General features: G+C 36.2%; 22 protein-coding genes. 15 read left to right on the forward strand and 7 right to left on the reverse strand.

Annotated features, from left to right (window positions below):
• Nucleotides 1-37 precede the first annotated feature (37 nt).
• From O0955_RS15345 to O0955_RS15375, 8 genes are all read left to right on the forward strand, one after another.
• The gene (locus tag O0955_RS15345) at nucleotides 38-1,363 is read left to right on the forward strand and encodes a sulfatase-like hydrolase/transferase (protein ID WP_269428440.1); all 1,326 of its coding nucleotides are present in this window, start codon (nucleotides 38-40) and stop codon (nucleotides 1,361-1,363) included.
• A gap of 112 nt (nucleotides 1,364-1,475) precedes the next feature.
• Nucleotides 1,476-3,176, forward strand: coding sequence for a single-stranded-DNA-specific exonuclease RecJ (gene recJ / locus O0955_RS15350; protein ID WP_269428441.1), 1,701 nt, complete (start codon nucleotides 1,476-1,478; stop codon nucleotides 3,174-3,176).
• Between the two features lie 119 nt (nucleotides 3,177-3,295).
• On the forward strand, nucleotides 3,296-4,030 hold the full coding sequence (gene lptB / locus O0955_RS15355; RefSeq protein ID WP_269428442.1) for an LPS export ABC transporter ATP-binding protein: 735 nt from the start codon (nucleotides 3,296-3,298) through the stop codon (nucleotides 4,028-4,030).
• A gap of 15 nt (nucleotides 4,031-4,045) precedes the next feature.
• Entirely contained in the window at nucleotides 4,046-5,566 is a 1,521-nt protein-coding gene (locus O0955_RS15360) for a GH3 auxin-responsive promoter family protein (RefSeq protein WP_269428443.1), read from the forward strand.
• A gap of 124 nt (nucleotides 5,567-5,690) precedes the next feature.
• Nucleotides 5,691-6,119 carry a YkvA family protein gene (locus O0955_RS15365; protein WP_269428444.1) on the forward strand — a complete coding sequence of 143 codons (429 nt, stop codon included), beginning with the start codon at nucleotides 5,691-5,693 and terminating at the stop codon, nucleotides 6,117-6,119.
• Nucleotides 6,103-6,426, forward strand: coding sequence for a DUF2752 domain-containing protein (locus O0955_RS18220; protein WP_428982455.1), 324 nt, complete (start codon nucleotides 6,103-6,105; stop codon nucleotides 6,424-6,426). Before O0955_RS15365 ends, O0955_RS18220 begins: the two co-directional genes overlap by 17 nt.
• A gap of 3 nt (nucleotides 6,427-6,429) precedes the next feature.
• Nucleotides 6,430-6,900, forward strand: a complete 471-nt coding sequence (locus tag O0955_RS15370; RefSeq protein WP_269428445.1) for a CCC motif membrane protein — start codon at nucleotides 6,430-6,432, stop codon at nucleotides 6,898-6,900.
• A gap of 110 nt (nucleotides 6,901-7,010) precedes the next feature.
• Nucleotides 7,011-7,421, forward strand: a complete 411-nt coding sequence (locus O0955_RS15375; RefSeq protein WP_269428446.1) for a BrxA/BrxB family bacilliredoxin — start codon at nucleotides 7,011-7,013, stop codon at nucleotides 7,419-7,421.
• A gap of 50 nt (nucleotides 7,422-7,471) precedes the next feature.
• Here the strand turns inward: O0955_RS15375 and cdaA are convergent, their stop codons facing one another.
• Entirely contained in the window at nucleotides 7,472-8,263 is a 792-nt protein-coding gene (gene cdaA, locus O0955_RS15380; protein WP_269428447.1) for a diadenylate cyclase CdaA, read from the reverse strand.
• 131 nt (nucleotides 8,264-8,394) lie between these two features.
• On the opposite strand from cdaA, the gene O0955_RS15385 reads away from it, so the two are divergent.
• Nucleotides 8,395-8,763, forward strand: coding sequence for a four helix bundle protein (locus O0955_RS15385; protein WP_269428448.1), 369 nt, complete (start codon nucleotides 8,395-8,397; stop codon nucleotides 8,761-8,763).
• A gap of 59 nt (nucleotides 8,764-8,822) precedes the next feature.
• Here O0955_RS15385 and folP read toward each other — a convergent pair whose 3' ends face one another.
• Complete coding sequence (gene folP / locus O0955_RS15390) at nucleotides 8,823-9,677, reverse strand: dihydropteroate synthase (RefSeq protein WP_269428449.1); 855 nt, start codon at nucleotides 9,675-9,677, stop codon at nucleotides 8,823-8,825.
• Between the two features lie 99 nt (nucleotides 9,678-9,776).
• Here folP and O0955_RS15395 point away from each other — a divergent pair, with 99 nt between their 5' ends.
• The 5 genes from O0955_RS15395 to O0955_RS15415 all read left to right on the forward strand — a co-directional run bounded on the left by O0955_RS15395 (nucleotide 9,777) and on the right by O0955_RS15415 (nucleotide 13,577).
• Nucleotides 9,777-10,322, forward strand: a complete 546-nt coding sequence (locus O0955_RS15395; protein WP_269428450.1) for a DUF1599 domain-containing protein — start codon at nucleotides 9,777-9,779, stop codon at nucleotides 10,320-10,322.
• 89 nt (nucleotides 10,323-10,411) lie between these two features.
• On the forward strand, nucleotides 10,412-11,563 hold the full coding sequence (locus tag O0955_RS15400; RefSeq protein ID WP_269428451.1) for a BT_3928 family protein: 1,152 nt from the start codon (nucleotides 10,412-10,414) through the stop codon (nucleotides 11,561-11,563).
• Between the two features lie 2 nt (nucleotides 11,564-11,565).
• Nucleotides 11,566-12,621, forward strand: coding sequence for an ABC transporter permease (locus O0955_RS15405; RefSeq protein ID WP_269428452.1), 1,056 nt, complete (start codon nucleotides 11,566-11,568; stop codon nucleotides 12,619-12,621).
• A 3-nt stretch (nucleotides 12,622-12,624) separates the two neighbouring features.
• On the forward strand, nucleotides 12,625-13,068 hold the full coding sequence (locus O0955_RS15410) for a DinB family protein (protein ID WP_269428453.1): 444 nt from the start codon (nucleotides 12,625-12,627) through the stop codon (nucleotides 13,066-13,068).
• On the forward strand, nucleotides 13,065-13,577 hold the full coding sequence (locus O0955_RS15415) for a shikimate kinase (protein ID WP_269428454.1): 513 nt from the start codon (nucleotides 13,065-13,067) through the stop codon (nucleotides 13,575-13,577). The genes O0955_RS15410 and O0955_RS15415 overlap by 4 nt, the downstream gene beginning before the upstream one ends.
• A gap of 8 nt (nucleotides 13,578-13,585) precedes the next feature.
• Here O0955_RS15415 and O0955_RS15420 read toward each other — a convergent pair whose 3' ends face one another.
• From O0955_RS15420 to O0955_RS15440, 5 genes are all read right to left on the reverse strand, one after another.
• Nucleotides 13,586-13,993 carry an acyl-CoA thioesterase gene (locus O0955_RS15420; RefSeq protein WP_269428455.1) on the reverse strand — a complete coding sequence of 136 codons (408 nt, stop codon included), beginning with the start codon at nucleotides 13,991-13,993 and terminating at the stop codon, nucleotides 13,586-13,588.
• A 97-nt stretch (nucleotides 13,994-14,090) separates the two neighbouring features.
• A complete protein-coding gene (gene crtD / locus O0955_RS15425) occupies nucleotides 14,091-15,572 on the reverse strand; it encodes a 1-hydroxycarotenoid 3,4-desaturase CrtD (RefSeq protein ID WP_269428456.1) in 1,482 nt (493 codons plus the stop codon).
• Between the two features lie 19 nt (nucleotides 15,573-15,591).
• A complete protein-coding gene (locus tag O0955_RS15430; RefSeq protein ID WP_269428457.1) occupies nucleotides 15,592-17,295 on the reverse strand; it encodes a M28 family peptidase in 1,704 nt (567 codons plus the stop codon).
• Nucleotides 17,296-17,354: 59 nt separating this feature from the next.
• A complete protein-coding gene (locus tag O0955_RS15435) occupies nucleotides 17,355-17,813 on the reverse strand; it encodes a DoxX family protein (RefSeq protein WP_269428458.1) in 459 nt (152 codons plus the stop codon).
• Nucleotides 17,814-17,934: 121 nt separating this feature from the next.
• Entirely contained in the window at nucleotides 17,935-18,318 is a 384-nt protein-coding gene (locus O0955_RS15440; RefSeq protein WP_269428459.1) for a hypothetical protein, read from the reverse strand.
• Between the two features lie 209 nt (nucleotides 18,319-18,527).
• Between O0955_RS15440 and O0955_RS15445 the strand changes: the two genes are divergently transcribed.
• Nucleotides 18,528-18,638 (forward strand): phenylalanyl-tRNA synthetase subunit alpha, encoded by a 111-nt coding sequence (locus O0955_RS15445; protein WP_269428460.1) that lies wholly within the window; start codon nucleotides 18,528-18,530, stop codon nucleotides 18,636-18,638.
• Nucleotides 18,639-18,689: the final 51 nt, after the last annotated feature.

The following is an 18,689-nucleotide window of genomic DNA, read 5'->3' on the forward strand; positions in this document are numbered from 1 at the left end:
GTAAAAAATCATTCCTAAATTGAGGCAAATTATTCCAATGAAAAAAATATTACCCATCTTCATATTCTTTTTGAGTGTAGTTTCAACCTTATTTGCACAACAGAAACCAAATGTAATTATTGTTTTAGCTGATGATATGGGCTATAGTGATATATCCTGCTACGGAAATCCTTTGATAAAAACACCCTTTCTGGATGATATGGCTAGTAAAGGGATTAAAGCAACAAATTTCGTAACCACATCGCCAACCTGTACCCCATCACGGGCCTCTTTATTAACCGGAAGGTATTGCAGCAGGATGGATTTGCCTCAACCAATAGGCCCGGGAGATAAAAGGGGGATGCCGCAGGATGAAGTTACCATAGCTCAAATGCTGAAAACATCGGGTTATAATACGGCATTGATTGGTAAATGGCATCTTGGTGATCATGGTGTTTCTTTACCCAATAAAAAGGGTTTCGATGAATTTTATGGGATGCTTTACAGCCACGATTATCGGGCCCCTTATGTAAAAACGGATACAATCCTTAAAATTTTCAGAAATACAAAGCCCGAAATTTATAAACCCCAGGATAGCGCCTTAATTGGTTTATACACCAAAGAATCTATCGATTTTATAAAAAGAAGTGCCAAAAGTAAAAAACCGTTCTTTTTATATCTGGCGCAAAATATGCCACATTTGCCTGTTGCCTTCGCAGCTCAAAGGAACAGAAAAACACCATCTGCCGGTGGAGAACTTGGTGATGTAATTGAAGATATGGATGCTGGTTTGGCGCAAATCTGGAAACAGGTTGTTGCCTCAGGACAAGCGGATAACACCATTTTTATTTTCACAAGTGATAATGGGCCATGGGTTAATGCGCCCGCAAGAATGTACGAAGATGGATTTACTAAATTTTATCATGTAGGTTCAGCCGGAAATTTCAAAGGCTCGAAAGCTATTTCTTATGAAGGCGGACATCGTGTTCCGTTTATTGTGTACTGGAAAGGCCATACTTTAAATGATCAGCAACTGACCAAACCTTTTTCTAACCTGGATGTTTTTCCAACGATTGCGGAGTGGACCAAAACCAAACTTCCAGAGAAAATTTATGATGGAGAATCTGTGGCTGGCTTGTTAACCAATAAAAATGACCATAAAGTGCATCGCCCAATTTACTATCATAACTACGTTTTAGAAGGTGTAAAAGATGGGGATTGGAAACTAAGGATTACCAAAAAAGATAATCAGGAGCTTGTTGAGTTGTTCAATCTTTCCTGGGATCCATCCGAACGCGTAAACCTGATTGATGAAAGTAAATTCGCTCAGCAAAAGGAACATCTTTTAAAACTTTTTAAAGAATATCCGGGTAATTCTAAATAAGTAAATGCCAGTATTTTCCGTATAATGTTTTTAGATTGAATACCGCATGCCATTTGAATAGGCGAAAAGAGTTCAATTAAAATGTATATTTACTGTTCGGAAACAATACTAGATGGAAAAAAGATGGGTGCTGGCATCAAAATGCAATAATGATACCGTAACAACAATAGCTGAACAACTCAATATAGACCAGTCGCTTGCAGAGATTTTAGTCAACAGAAATATTTGTGATTTTGATCAGGCAAGAGATTTTTTCAGACCACAAATCGATCATCTTCACGATCCTTTTTTAATGAAGGATATGGATCTGGCCATTGATCGCATTGCAAAAGCGATAGCTAATGAGGAGAAAATTCTGATTTATGGTGATTATGATGTAGACGGAACAACCTCTGTTGCGCTGGCTTACAGCTTTTTTTCTCAACTGACTCCAAACATTGAATATTATATCCCGGATCGTTATCTGGAAGGCTACGGCATTTCTACTGCCGGAATAGATTATGCTTACCAGAATGGATTTTCTTTAATCATTGCCTTAGATTGCGGAATAAAATCCATTGATAAAATTGACTACGCCAATACTTTAAACATTGATTTTATTATCTGCGATCACCATTTGCCGGGAGAGGAGTTACCAAAAGCAGTTGCTGTTTTGGACCCAAAAAGAAACGATTGCGAATATCCTTTTAAAGAATTGGCGGGTTGTGGCATTGGCTTTAAACTTGCCCAGGCCTATGCCCAAAAACATAATTTAGCTCAGCATACCTATTTGCAGTACCTGGATTTGGTTATGGTTAGCATTGCCGCAGATATTGTTCCCGTAGTAGGCGAAAACCGGATTTTAGCCTATTATGGATTAAAAAAACTCAATACCAGTCCTTGCCAGGGATTAAAATCTTTAATGGAAATTTCGGGTAAAACTGAAAACTATACCATTACAGATGTGGTTTTTACTTTGGGGCCAAGAATTAATGCGGCCGGCCGGATCGATCATGCCAAACATGCTGTTGCCATGTTGCTTTGTGATGAAGAGGTAAATGCTGCGGAACAAAGTGAATTGATTAACCTTAAAAATACAGAAAGAAAAACATTCGATCAGGACATTACCCGCGAAGCTCTTGCTTTAATTGATGAAAGTGAAATACTGATTAACCGTAAAACTACTGTCGTTTTTAATGAGAACTGGCATAAAGGTGTAATCGGAATTGTAGCGTCCCGTTTAACAGAAAAATATTATCGTCCAACCATTGTACTCACAAAATCAAATGGATTAGTTGCCGGTTCCTGCCGGTCGGTGGCAGGTTTTGATTTGTACGAAGCTTTAAGCGGCTGTGCTGATTTATTGGATCAGTACGGTGGGCATAAATTTGCTGCCGGATTAACCATGCAACAAGATAATGTAAATGCTTTTGCCGATAAATTCGAAAAAATTGTCGCTGCAAGCATTACCGATGAACTATTGATTCCGATGATTAAAATCGATGCAGAAATAGAACTGGCTCAGATTGATGGTAAATTTTTTAGGATTTTATCCCAAATGGGCCCTTTCGGCCCGGAAAATATGTCGCCGATTTTTGTAACGCACAATGTATACCTAACCCAGCGGGCCATGGCAGTGGGTGCAAATCATTTAAAAATTAACGTAAAACAACAAAATTCCAGTATTTTTGAAGGCATTGGTTATGGTCTGGCAGAATTTGAAAATCTTTTACAACTAAAAGTCCCTTTTTCTGTTTGTTATACCATTGAAGAAAATGTATGGCGGGAGAAAAGACGTTTGCAGCTCAATATTAAAGGAATAAAAGTTAATTAAAGCTAAAAACTGAAGCCGAAAAATAATAATTGCTTAAGTGTTTAGCCTGGTAAAAAAATAACATAAGGTTGCTGTTTTGGTCAAAATCTAAAATTGTAAACCTAAAATCATAAATACGAATGATATTAAGAGCCGAAAATCTGGTTAAAAAATATAAACAGCGTACCGTTGTAAATGATGTTTCTTTTAATGTAAGTCAGGGAGAGATTGTTGGGCTTTTAGGACCAAATGGTGCGGGTAAAACAACTTCATTTTACATGATTGTTGGTTTAATTAAGCCAAATCAGGGCCGTATTTATCTGGAAGAAGAAGATATTACTGAAGATGCAATGTATCGCAGGGCACAAAAGGGGATTGGTTATTTAGCGCAGGAAGCCTCGGTTTTTAGAAAGCTAACTGTTGAAGAAAACATTCTGGCCATTTTGGAAATGAGCAAAATGAGTAAAGAAGAGCAACGGGAAAAACTGGAAGAACTTATAAATGAATTCAGTTTACATAAAGTTCGTAAAAACCGTGGAGATTTACTTTCAGGAGGCGAGCGCCGGCGTACGGAGATTGCCCGAGCTTTAGCCGCAAATCCAAATTTTATTCTTTTGGATGAACCATTTGCCGGGGTAGATCCAATTGCAGTAGAAGAAATTCAATCTATTGTAGCTAAACTAAAGCATAAAAATATTGGTATCCTGATTACAGATCACAATGTGCAGGAAACACTTTCCATTACCGACCGGGCTTATTTACTTTTTGAAGGTAAAATTTTAGAACAAGGTGTTCCCGAGGTTCTCGCAGAAAATGAAATGGTTAGAAAAGTGTATTTAGGTTCTAACTTTGTTTTGAAACGAAAGAATTTTTAATTTTCTGATAAGCACATGGCATTTGTAAATTCGATTTTTACCTGGTTAATGAAAAAGCGGATCCATCAGATCGAGCTTTTTATGAAATACCCACATGATGTTCAGGAAGAGTGGTTTCATACGCTTATTGACAGCGCAGAAAACACAGAGTGGGGCAAACTGTACGATTACAAATCTATTTTAACTCCTCAACAATATCAGGAACGCGTTCCCATTCAAAATTACGATACTTTAAAGCCCTACATTGAAAGGATGCTGGCGGGTGAACAAAATATTTTGTGGCCTTCGGATATCAAATGGTTTGCAAAATCATCGGGTACCACCAGCGATAGAAGTAAGTTTATACCGGTTTCTGAAGAAAGTTTAGAAGAATGCCACTTTAAAGGTGGTAAGGATATGCTTTCTATTTATTGCAACAACCGTCCCGATAATCAGATGTTTACCGGTAAAGGTTTGGTTTTGGGTGGAAGCCATCAGGTAAATCAGCTCAACGAAGATTGTTTTTATGGTGATTTATCTGCTGTTCTGATTAAAAACCTGCCAATCTGGGCAGAATATTACCGTACGCCGGATATGTCTATCGCTTTGATGGACAACTATGAAATTAAGATGGACCGGATGGCCGAAGCCACCATTCAGGAAAATGTAACCAGTATTTCAGGAGTACCCACCTGGACTATTGTGCTTGCTAAAAAGGTTTTAGAACTTACCGGCAAGAGTAATTTATTGGAAGTATGGCCAAACCTGGAACTTTATGTTCATGGAGCCGTAAATTTTGCACCTTACCGCGAGCAGTTTAAACAACTAATTCCTTCTAATGAAATGTATTATCTGGAAACTTATAATGCATCCGAAGGATTTTTTGGTATTCAGGATCAGGATAATTCAGAAGAAATGCTGCTGATGCTGGATTATGGTATTTTCTATGAATTTATTCCAATGGAAAATATTCACGATGAAAACCCGGCAGCTTTACTTTTAGGAGAAGTGGAACTGCATAAAAATTATGCAATTGTAATTTCTACCAATGGCGGTTTGTGGCGTTACATGATTGGCGATACCATTCAATTTACTTCCTTATCGCCTTACAGAATAAAAATTACGGGCAGAACCAAGCATTTTATCAATGCCTTTGGCGAAGAAGTGATTATTGATAATGCGGAGCAGGCGCTGACAAAAGCATGTTTGGAAACCGGTGCTGAAATTAAGGATTACACCGCCGGACCAATTTATTTTAAAGGTGAGCAGGCTGGAGGACACGAATGGATTATTGAATTTGACAAACAACCCAATGATTTTGAAAAATTTGTGGATGTTATGGATCAGACACTGAGAGCAGTAAACTCAGATTATGATGCCAAGCGTTTTAAAGATATGGCACTTCGACGTCCGCTGGTGCATAATGCGCCTGTAAATACATTTTATAATTGGCTTAAAGCGAAAGATAAATTAGGCGGGCAGCATAAAGTACCACGTTTAGCGAATGAACGTAAATATGTAGATGACATTCTGGATATGATCAAATCTACGCTTTAAAGATTTCATCAGATGAAAAAAATATTTTTTTTTGGTCATAGGCTTTTTATCTAATTCTGTTTTTGCACAAGTAAAAGAAAGACAATTATGATGCTTTTGGCCGTTAATTTGTAATAGATTAATTATGAAACTGAACAGGCAAAAAATATTGGCCTTTTTTAAAAAATCGAAAGATAAGGCTACAGTTATATTAAATGATAAAAGCAAGGCAACTGATACCATTCAGGAGGCGCTAGGAAAAGCAGTAACCAATAAAGGAGATTTAGAAGGCGTTTGGTCTAAGCTTTTGTTATTGTTCGCTGTTTCTAAAGATTATGTAAATGGCAGTTATACCGAAATACCAAAAGGTTCTATTGTTGCTATTATTGGCGGATTAATTTATTTTCTTTCTCCTGTTGATGTGGTACCCGATTTTATTCCCGTACTCGGCTTAATCGATGATGTATTTGTTTTAAATCTGGTTTATAAACAAGTTGTAAAAGACCTGGAGAAATATAAAATTTGGAAAGATAAGCAAGGAAATATAATCAGTATAGATGGTGCATCAACATAACGGTTTTTTAGATTGGTTAAGTCATCACCTTTTAACCTGTCCGTTGAAGGCACATTTTGGCGTAGATTGTCCAGGCTGCGGTTTGCAGCGATCAGTTATAAGTTTGTTTAGAGGCAATGTTATTGAGTCGTTTAAGCTATATCCGGCAACTATACCTTTAATTTTTATCGTAATTTTTACGCTTTTGCATCTTAAATTCGATTTCAAATTTGGGGCACAGTTAATAAAAATTGTGTTTGCTGGTGTTGCAGTAATTATCTTAATCAATTACATTTACAAAATATACAACCACCAATTACTAAATTAGCTTATGTCAGATGAACAAGGAAACCAACCATTCGAACCAATTAAGAATGAATCAGAGGCTGTTGAGCCTGTAAATAATGGACCAGTACAACCGCCACCATTTCAGCAACCACCGCCATTTGGTCAGTTTGGAGGCGGAATGGGACAACAAAATTTGCCAAATGCAACAATTGCATTGGTTTTAGGTATTTTATCAATCCCTGGTTGCTGCTGTTATGGTATAGGCTTGGTGTTTGGAATTATTGCATGGGTTTTATCAAACGGCGATATTAAAAAATATAACTTAAACCCCAACGCTTATTCAATATCATCCTATAAAAACACTAAAGCAGGTAAGATTTGTGCCATTATAGGCGTTGTTTTAAGTGCCTTATACATCGCTGCTTTAATTATAACTATTGTTGTTTTTGGATGGGCTGCACTTAAAGATCCGCAGTTGATGAAAGAGATGTTAGAACAAAAAGGTCTTCAATAAAATGTTAGGTAAGTTTTAATTTTACCTAAAAAATATAAATCGGACAGTTTCTACTGTTCGATTTTCTTATTTTTGTACCTGAATATCAGTAAATAAAAAAAGGAAGATAAATGTATCCAGAATATTTAGTAGAACCAATGCGTAAGGAATTAACTAACGTAGGTTTTGAAGAATTAAAAAATGCACAGGAAGTAGATGCCGCTATAAAAGGCGAAGGAACTGTTTTGGTGGTTGTAAACTCCGTATGCGGTTGTGCGGCGGCAAATGCACGTCCGGCGGCAAGAGCAGCAGCAGCACACGAAAAACATCCGGATAAATTGGTTACTGTATTTGCAGGAATGGAAAAAGAAGCGGTTGATCAGGCTAGAAATTATATGATGCCTTTTCCTCCATCTTCACCGGCTATGGCTTTATTTAAAGATGGTAAATTGGTTCACATGATTGAACGTCACCAGATTGAAGGCCGTCCTGCACAAATGATTGCCGATAATTTAATTGGTGCATTTGAGCAATACTGCTAAAATAAATTTGTTATGCTGAGGAATGAGGTCTTCGTTCCTCAGTATAATTCTTAAAAATCTTTATTCAGCAGCTTCTCCAACTCTCCAAAAGAAACATTCATTCTTACCCGGCCTTGTTTAGCGTAAGATATTTCTCCGGTTTCTTCTGATATAATAACCGCTACAGCATCAGTAGTTTCTGATACTCCAATTCCGGCTCTGTGTCTTAGTCCAAATTGCGAAGGCAGTTGATCATTATCTGTTAAAGGCAAAATACAACTGGCACTTTTAATCTTGTTTTCCGAAACGACAACAGCACCATCATGTAAAGGACTGTTTTTCTGGAAAATGCTTTCTAACAAGCGTTTTGAAATTTTAGCATCCACAACCTCACAACTATTCGCAAAAAATTGTTCATCATAAAACTTAACAAATACAATCAATGCACCCGTCCTGGTTTTTTTCATGCTTTTACAAGCATCAATAATTGGTTTTATGCGGGCAAGATTATTTCTTTCTATTTCCTTACGTCCAAATAAATAACCCCACCAGGCTTTGTTCTTTTGCAAAAAGGCATTTTTTCCAATCAATAAAAGGAAGCGGCGTATTTCCGGGTGAAAAATTACAATCAAAGCTATAATACCCACACTCATAAATTTCTCTATGATGGCGGTTAAAAGTTTCATATGTAAAGCATCCACTACTCTGTAAAAAATAGCGATGATCAGCATTCCAACTAACAAATTTACCGCTAAAGTGTTGCGAATGAGTGTGTAAACATAATATATGAGCAATGCAACCAGTACAATATCTATAACATCGGTAACAGTGAATTTTACAAAATCGAAATCTAATGCTTTCATTAACGGCAAGATAAGAAATGTTTGTTAATTGTATAAAACAGTTAATGGGTTAGTTGTTTTAATTGGTTAAGTGTTGATGCTAACGACTTAATCTAAAATTAATTTCCTTATATTAAGACAATATTGTTGTTATGCGCATTTACTCTTTTGAAAAGCTGGATACCTGGCAAAAAGCAAGAATCTTCAGGAAGGAAATTTATATTTTGATTCGGAAATTTCCAAAAGAAGAAATATATGGACTTACCAGTCAAATTAAAAGATCTGCAAGCAGCATTGGCGATTGCCTTGCCGAAGGTTCAGCGAGAATCACAGCAAAAGATAAAGCACATTATATTACAATGGCATATTCCAGTGCGATTGAAACTGTAAATCATATTATTGGTGCACATGATTTGGAATATATTGAAGAGGAAGAATACATTGCTTTCAGGTTAAAACTTGATGAATTAACGAATAAATTAAATGCCTTGAGAAATGCTATCCTTAAAGATAAAGCTTAAGAGTTTATGTGTTTAGAGAATCGCTATCCAACAGTTAACCGATTAATCAATTCAAACAATTAACCCCATAACTGAGCGACCAGCTCCACACATTCAACTGCTTCTTTAACATCGTGAACCCTTAAAATACCGGCTCCTTTTTGCAAAGCAATCGTATTTAAAACACTCGTTCCGTTTAGGGATTCGGCTGCCGTTGTTTTTAAAACTTTATGAATCATTCCTTTTCTTGAAAAACCAACCAATACCGGCAACTGAAATATTTTCAATTCCTGCATTTGGTTCAGCAGTTCATAATTATGAGCGATTGTTTTGCCAAAGCCAAATCCTGGATCAATAATAATATCGTGAACTTTTAAAGCCCTTAGCTCAGTAATTTTCTTTGCTAAGTAATCAACCACCTCAAGTAAAATATTTTCGTAAACCGGATTTTGCTGCATGGTTTGTGGAGTACCCTGCATGTGCATCATAATATAAGGAACCTGTAAACGGGCAACAGTTTCAAACATGAGTTTGTCCATATCTCCGGCTGCAATATCATTAATCAGGTGGGCGCCCGCTAAAATGGTTTCTTCGGCAACCTTAGCCCTAAAGGTATCAACAGAAATTATGATCTCTGGAAAAGCTTTTACCAAAGCTTCAATGACTGGAACAAGTCTCGAAATTTCTTCTTCAGTTTCAACATCTTTAGCACCCGGTCTGGAAGAGTAACCTCCTATATCAACAAAAGTTGCACCCTCATTTAAAAATTGCTCCGTTTTTTTTAGGGCTTCTTCAATGGAGATCGTTCGGCTGTTACTGTAAAAAGAATCGGGCGTAATATTTAAAATCCCCATTACTTTTGGCTTCGACAAATCAATCAGCTTGCCTTTAACGTTTATACTTTGTCTGGGTTCAAAAAAGTTTTTTTCTGGCATAATAAACCCTTTCGGGATTTGGGTTTCGCTTTAAAAATGTATCTTTAGCTTTTGTTTTTTCGATACAAAAATACACTAAAAACTAAATAATTATTGGCTTTGGCAGAAACAAATACCTCTACAGAATTTGATCAGGTGATCACCGTTTGCAGATCATTATTTTTAAAGAAAACTAAAGATTATGGTACGGCATGGCGTATTTTAAGACCAAGTTCTATTACTGATCAAATTTTTATTAAAGCGCAGAGAATCCGTACGTTAGAAGAGAAAAAAATCAGTAAAGTTGGCGAAAATATTACTTCAGAATATATTGGTATTATTAATTATTGCGTTATTGCAATGATGCAACTGGAACTAACGGATGCTGATCCAACAGAACTTCCATATGAATTTGTTGAAGATTCTTTTAATGAAAAAGTAAATGAAACAAAGGATTTAATGTTTGCTAAGAATCATGACTATGGTGAAGCTTGGAGAGATATGCGGGTAAGTTCTTTAACCGATTTGATTTTAATGAAAATATTCAGGGTTAAACAAATTGAAGATAATGAAGGGCAAACCTTAGCTTCGGAAGGAGTGAAGGCTAATTATCAGGATATGTTAAACTACTCGGTTTTTGCGTTGATTAAGTTAGGTGTTGAATAGAAGATAAAAATCTGTGTGATTTTTAAAACCACCTAATGAAAAGGAAATCACAGCCACTTCATGCCTATTTGAAAATAAGTTTATAACGAATGAAAAATATATTATTAACCATTTCGAGAATTTTAGTAGGTGCCTTGTTTATTTTTTCGGGGTTAATAAAAGCAAATGATCCCTTAGGCTTTGGTTATAAACTGCAAGAGTATTTTGAGGTTTTTCACATGGATTTTCTAAGTGGAATGGCAACAGGAATAGCCATTTTACTCTGTACTCTAGAAATTGTTTTGGGCGCTTTACTGCTGCTGGGTTTCTGGGGTAAAAAAGTAGCCTGGGGTTTATTGTTACTAATCATATTTTTCACCCTGTTAACATTTGTTTCAGCGGCTTTTAAAGTTGTAACCAGCTGTGGTTGCTTTGGAGATGCCATTCCGCTAACCCCATGGCAGTCCTTTAGTAAAGATTTAATCCTTCTGGTCTTAATTCTGTATATTTTCTTTCGAAAAGAATTGATCAGGCCAATTACGACTAAACCGGCGGTTCAAAGAAATATAGCCATTGTTGTTACTTTGGCATCTTTATTTTTTGGCTTATTTACCTATAATTTTCTACCCATTATCGATTTTCTTCCTTATAAGGTAGGTGCGCACATTCCTTCTTTAATGGTTATTCCTCCGGGAGAAAAACCTGATGAATTTCAAATCATGTACCACCTTAAAAATAAAAAAACGAAGGAAGAAAAAGACATGAGCGACAAGGAGTACCTTAAAACTGAAATTTGGAAAGATAACAACTGGGAAATTGTAGGGGAGCCAAGCAAAAAACTTATTAAAGAAGGTTTTTCTCCAAAAATTAAGGATTTAATTATCACCGATGCATCGGGTACAGATTACACAAAGGAACTTATTGAAAATCCTTATTACAGTTTAGTTTTTGTTGCTTATAACTTACACGATACGAATTTAAAAGCCATAGGCAAATTAAATGCATTGGCTATTGATGCAACTCAGCAGTTTAACATCAGAACTGTTTTGTTAACCTCAAATTCTGCCCAGGATGCTGCTGCTTTTATCAAAACGAACAATCTGTTTTCAGAAATATTTTATGCAGATGCGGTGCCATTAAAAAGTATGGTCAGGGCTAATCCAGGTATTTTACTTTTAAAAAATGGTGTGGTTGTAAATAAATGGCACTACCATAATATGCCGTCATTTGATGAACTTTCTAAAAAATATTTCGGAAAATAATTATGTTTAGCTATGCACTAAAAAAACTATTATACGGACTGGCTGTAATGGCCGGGGTAGTATTAATTGTTTTTTTATTGTTTAATATTCTACCTGGCGATCCGGCAAGGATGACCATGGGGCAAAGGGCCGATGTACAATCTCTGGAAGCCGTACGTAAAGAATTTGGCTTGGATCGTTCAAAACCAGTTCAGTTTATTTTGTATGTAAATGACCTTTCTCCGCTAAGTATTTTGGATAATGACGCAACTACACAACAAAAATATCATTATGCAAAAATAGTAGGGTTTAAGGAGAAGGCTTTGGTACTAAAGTGGCCTTACTTGCGGAGTTCTTATCAAACCAAAAGGGATGTGACCGCAATACTTTCAGAAACCGTTCCGAATACTTTTATCCTGGCACTTACGGCCATGATTTTTGCAACACTTATCGGTGTTTTTCTGGGCGTATTATCTGCCGTTTATAAAGATAGCTGGATCGATAAAGCCGCCAATACATTTGCCATTCTTGGAATATCTGCACCTTCTTTTTTTGCAGGAATAATTATTGCCTGGCTTTTTGGTTTTGTTTTAAGTAATTATACCGGTTTAAGGATGAGTGGCAGTTTGTATAGCTACGATCCTTTTAAAGGTGAAGTACTTACCCTGAGGAATTTATGGCTGCCTATGGTTACTTTAGGGCTCAGGCCGCTTGCAATTATTGTGCAGTTAACCAGAAGTGCAATGCTGGATGTACTGGCGCAGGATTATATTCGCACAGCGAGAGCAAAAGGACTTAGTAAAAATGCAATTATCTACAAACATGCCTTAAAAAATGCTTTGAACCCTGTAATTACCGCTATTTCGGGATGGTTTGCTTCTTTGCTTGCAGGCTCATTCTTTGTAGAATATGTTTTTGGCTATAACGGTTTAGGTCGTACCACCGTAACGGCGCTGGAAATGTCTGATTTTCCTGTAGTTATGGGTTCTATTTTGTTTATTGCTTTCGTGTTTGTGGTAATTAACATTCTGGTTGATATTTTGTACGCCTATGTTGATCCAAGGGTAAAACTGGCTTAAATTATGTTTCAAGAAATTGTAAATTATACTCAGCTTGCTGATCAGCGGATAATCTCGGTTTTCAATTCTTCAACGATTGATTTGCCAGAAGCGGAAAAACTGTTTAGCCATGTATTAAATGCCCAACATGTGTGGGTTAGTCGCATTAAAGGAGAAGTACCCCAATATGGCGTATGGGACGTTCACTATAGAAATGAGTTTGAAAAAATTTCAGCAGACAATTTTACTCAGATCAGAGAAATATTAAACAATACTCCCTTAAATCAAATGGTTATTTACCACAATTCTAAGGGTGACCCATACCAAAGCAAAGTCGAAGAAATTTTATTTCATTTATTAAATCATTCTACTTATCATCGTGCTCAAATTGCTACCCTCTTTAAAAAGGCAGGGTTTGAACCTCCGGTAACAGATTATATTATGTTAAAACGCGAACATCAATTATGAAAATTTTTCTTGTTGGATTTATGGGCTGCGGTAAAAGCACAAAAGCAAAGCAGCTGGCACATCGCCTGGAATGCCCGGTAATTGATCTGGATGCCGAAATTGTACAATTAACAGGTAAAACCATTGCTGAATATTTCGCAGAATTTGGCGAAAGTGGCTTTAGAAATCTGGAACGCGAAACATTAAAAACTTTCAATTATCCTGAGACCTGCGTTGTGGCAACAGGAGGCGGTTTACCATGCTTTTTTGATAATATGGAATGGATGAACGAAAATGGAGCAACTGTTTATCTTCAGATGGAGCCCGCTGCATTGGTTTCCAGATTACACAATCGCCAAAAACGCCCGTTAATAAAGGATATGGATGATGAACAGCTTCTTGAGTTTATTAAGATGAAACTTCAGGAACGTGATCCTTTTTATACAAAAGCACAGATTATTGTTAATGCATTTGATCTGGATGCAGAAAAATTAGAAGATGAATTAAAGGCTAAACATAAACTTGCCTAAAACTATCTTTAAACCTGACCTTCGTTTTCCTGATCGAATTGTTCTTCAATATATTTGATTTTTGTTTTTCCATGAGGCGAAGGTTCGCCGTAATCGTTAATATTTACAAAAACAATCTTATCAATAGTTAAAATACTCTTGCGGGTAATTTTATTTCTCACTTCGCAACACATGGTAATAGAAGTATTGCCGAAAGCGGTTGCCGTGATGCCCATTTCAATAATGTCGCCTAGCTTTCCTGAACTCACAAAATTGATTTCAGACATGTATTTCGTCACCACTTTTGGGTTTTCCAATTGAACAATGGCGTAAATTGCGGCCTCTTCATCAATCCATTTTAAAAGACTTCCTCCAAATAAACCGCCATTTGGATTTAAATCTTCCGGTTTAATCCATTTACGTGTGTGAAAATTCATATGATCAATATTTGAATTAAAATGATGTACGGAATCTCCGTAATCTTACTGCAAAGCTATCTTTTTAAACATGATTATTTTTCAGCAAAGGGTAATTTCATTCAAATTTAATCCCATCATCGATAATTTTGGCCGATAACAGCGCCAGAGGAATCCCACCCCCGGGATGTACACTTCCACCACAGAAATAAAGGTTTTTAATTTTCGAACTGAAATTTGGATGTCGTAAAAAGGCTGAAAACTGATTATTAGAACTATTGCCGTATAAAGATCCCTGATAAGAACCTGTTTTACTTTCTATGCTTCGGGGATCAAGAATTTCCTCACAAATAATATTATTTTCCAGGTTTGTTTTTAAAACGCGGTTGATCTTTTTAACAATGTTTAATTTTGCTTCTTTAATTAATATATCCCAATCCTGACCCTTGTTTGCCGGTACATTAATCATTACAAACCAGTTTTCGCAGCCTTTTGGCGCATCACTTTTAAGGTGTTTTGAAGTAATGTTAATGTAAATAGTTGGATCCTCGGTAATGATTTGGTCTTTCCAAATGGCATTAAACTCGTCCTGATAATTTTTTGTAAATAAAATATTGTGAAGCCCTAACTCATCATAATTACCTTTTATGCCCCAGTAAAAGATTAAAGCAGAGCTGCTGCGTTCTTGCTGCAAAAGCTTTTTAGGTGGCTTTATTTTCTTGAGCAGGTTTTTGTAGGTAAACCAAATGTCTAAATTGGAAACGACTACATCAGCCTGTAAAATCACATTGTTAACTTTTACTCCCTTTACTTTAAATTTTTTATCCTCTGAGTAAATAATTTCATCAATCTTTTGGCTAAAATAAAAGTTAACGCCTAAATCTTCTGCCAGTTTTACCAAAGCAGTAATAATGCTGTACATCCCTTTTTTCGGTAAAAATGCACCGAAATGATATTCGAAATGCGGAATTATATTTAATGTTGCAGGAGCCTGATAGGGATTGGAGCCATTATAAGTAGCATAACGGTTAAACAGCTGTACAATTCTCGGGTCTTTAAAAAAAACTTCGTTTGCTTTGTTTTGCGTTCTGAAAGCATCAATTTTTCCAAAGCTGAAAATTGATTTAATGGTATCGAAATGCAGATAGCTTCTAAGTTTGTGTAAACTTCTCTCTAAAAAAACCTTGTGCGTGATTTTATAAATGGTTTCGCTTTTTTTTAAAAAACGAGTAATTTCCTGCGCTTTAGAATTTGTTTTTTCTTGTATTTCCTGTGCAAATTGCTCCAAATCAGCTTTTGAGGTCAGTCTTAATCCGTCTTCATAAAAATACCTGCAAATTTCTTCCAGTTGGTCATATTCAAAATAATCAGAAGGGTTCTTATTTGCAATTTTAAAAAGTTCATCCACATATTGTGGCATTGTAAAAAGACTTGGTCCTGCATCAAACCTAAAGCCGTTGAGGTTTATTTCTGTAAGTTTTCCACCAGAATAGGTGTTGGCTTCAAAAATATCCACCTCATAGCCCTTAACAGCCATCCGTATTGCAGATGCGATGCCGGCTATACCGGCACCTATAATAATTGCTTTTGATTTAGGCATTAAACAATTGAAAGATGTGTTACTTCAACGCCTCTAAATAAATATTTGTTTGCTTTTCAACTTCGTTAACCGCAAACTTTATTGCAGAACCTACTCTTGTGGTTTCAGCTTTAACCGGCATTTTGTTTATCGTTGCGAGGGCATCTATATACCATTTGCTCCAAACTTCTATAATGTGTTTCTCGTCTGCAGCTGATTTGCCTTCAGCAATTGCTTTTTTGCTGAGTTCAAATTCTGTCTTTAAACGCGTTAAAGCATCATTTTTAACTTGTGTTACTGTTGTGCTTGCTGTATTTTCGTTTGCATTAATCAGTGTATAAGCTGCTGTTAAGCCACTAACTCCAACATTTTTCATTTCCGTAGCCGAAACTTTATCAATCCGGTCATTATCGGTGTGGTAAAAAACATCTGTAAAATGCCACATCAACAAGCCCGGTATTTTGTTTTGCAAAAAAGGAGTATGGTCACTGCCACCTTCAAAAGGATTATAGTTTACTGTCCAATTTGCAAACTTGCCCTGTGTCTTGCAAATATCAAAGATAAAATCATTGAAATAATGCGGAAAAAGGTCTTTTTCTTTTACATCTCCTGCACCCCATTCGGTATGTTTATCTGTTCCACGGGTCCAGATTGCTGAAGGATCGGGCATTTTCTCAATTAAAAAAGAACCACCGGTTTTTTTGGTGTCTTCTCCAACCATATCTAAGCTCATTCCCCATAGAATGCCTTTGGCCCTGACAGTATCCTCCGTAATGTAACGTCTGGTTGAAACAATTTCATCACCCCACAAAAAGGTTAAGCTACGTTGAGGTTTTATTTTTTTAGATTGATATAACGCCGCTGTTAAACGGGCCATTTCGGCCAGGGTTCCAACACCACTTGCATTGTCGTTGGCTCCGGGTTCCTGCACATGTGCGCTAAATACAAAGCGTTCTTGCGGTTTCACACTGCCTTTTACATTGGCAACAATTGTTAATTCCTCCGATGGATAAACTTTGGTTTCAATATTAACTTTTAGCTTAACAGCGCCTTTTCCACAGCTTGCTTTTAATTTCTCTTTTGCCGCATAAGATAAAAGCAATGTCCAAACTTCACTGTTGGCTTTCATACTGCCAAATTGGATGGAAGTTTGATGAACTTCAGGCTGCGTATATTTAGGCATTGAGTACCCCAAAACACCAATGGCACCTGCTTTTGTTGCAATTGCAAGTAATCTTGAAGGATGAGATTCAGAAAAAATGATTTTACCCTTTAAATCCATTTTCTCAATTTCCGAAGGCATTATTTTTGAAAGATAAACCACTTCAGCAGTAGAACCACCGGCAGGAGTAGAGCCACAATTAATCGGAATCATATTGCGGTTTGTTTTATAAGAGATTAAAGGTGTTGATTCTCCTATAATTTCAATACTGGCGTTAACAGGCTCCCAGGTATTATTTTTCATCGCCCGTTTCTCAATCCTATACGTTAAGGGCGCTTCAAATTCATTTTGCTTTTGTTCAACAAAGCCTGCTTTTTTTAAAATATTTTCAACATAACTAATACTTGTATTAAAGCCCGTATTACCAGGTACCCTGAAATATTTTTCTACAAAAGAAGTTGTCTCAAAGGCGTTTTTCTCTATAAAACCAGCCCTGGTTAATTTGAAATAGGGATCTGCCGGGCTTTGAGCGTAAGTTGTTATTCCCGCTAAAAGCAGGGCTAAAAGTATCTTTGTTTTCATCTTAAAAGCTAAAGCCGAAAGATACTAAGAAATAATTTTATAGTGCTTTAACTCTATGACTAATCGTAACGTTTTCCACGCTTATTTTTCAAACCTTCATCCACTGAAAGCGGTCCTGAGCCTACAACCCAAAAGAGGATAAGCATAAAAAGAACCAATATCGATAACCATAACTCCGAATTTGGCATAGAAAATCCCCGGGTAAGGTTAACAAAGAAAACGGCAAAAAGCAAAATTGGAATTTGAATAACCACGGCAAAACGGGTTACCAGGCCAAGTATAATTAAAATACCACCAACCAGATGTGCAAACGCTACAACATGGATGGCCACACTAATTAACATGCTGGAGAAACCGAAAACATTGTTTTGAGTGATTAAATTTTGCAGTGTCGAAGTGTCGCTAATAAATGAAACACCTTTGCCGAAAATAACGAGGCCGAGAATGATTCGCAAAAAATCCAGCCATTTTGATTGATGAACATCGCCCCAATGTTCAATTTTACGGATAACGTTCATGATGAACCTCCTTTTTTGTTAAATGATATATTAAGTTACAAATTAATATCTAACAATCAAATAGTTATACGGTTCTGATTAAGGCAATTTGTTTTTTCTTCAGGCAATCTGAACCCTAACTTTATTCAAGTTTATAGATATCTTCATATTTCAGGTAAGCCTTTCTGCTAATTGTATATATCGGGCTGCCATTTTGATCTATAATAAGCGCCAAACTCTCGTCATTATTTTTAGGGAAATTAATTTGGTAACCTCTGCCATCTCCTAATTTAATTCCATAAGTTTTTATAGAGTTTGCAATTTTAACAGAATTTTGAGTGTAGTCAAATTTGATGTTTTTTCCGGTACTATCTTTAACGGTAAAGCTTTTGGCATCAAATGATATTTCAAATTTCGCACCTTTAAAATCTGTGGCCTTCCACGAGCCCCTGTAAGTGTCTGATCCACTACATGCAATTAATAATACGGAGTATATTCCCAATAATAGAGCGCTAATTTTTTTCATGTTTTAATGATTTAAGTTAAATTTTTAGAATTTTAAATGTGGCTGTGTACTACATCAAATATACATAACCCGACACAATTTTAAAGTTTCTAAAAGTAGTTTGCAAATCACCCGAAAAAATAACGTAAAATTAACTGAAATTTAATTTGAACCGTTTTGGTTTTTGGTCTGAATTTTGTATACTTGTATAAACAGGGAGGTTTTTTATCATGAGTAAAGAAGTTTTAGAGTTTTCAGTACAAATTGATGAGAAGTTTGACGTAAATTTTAATTGGTTAGGTGGCTTTTGGGGCACAGCATTAAAATTTATTGGAAGATAATTTTTGAAATCACGATTTTATTGACGGACGATTCTTGTTCGATGAGTGATT

The organism is Pedobacter punctiformis (assembly GCF_027213715.1).
GTDB lineage: Bacteria > Bacteroidota > Bacteroidia > Sphingobacteriales > Sphingobacteriaceae > Pedobacter > Pedobacter punctiformis.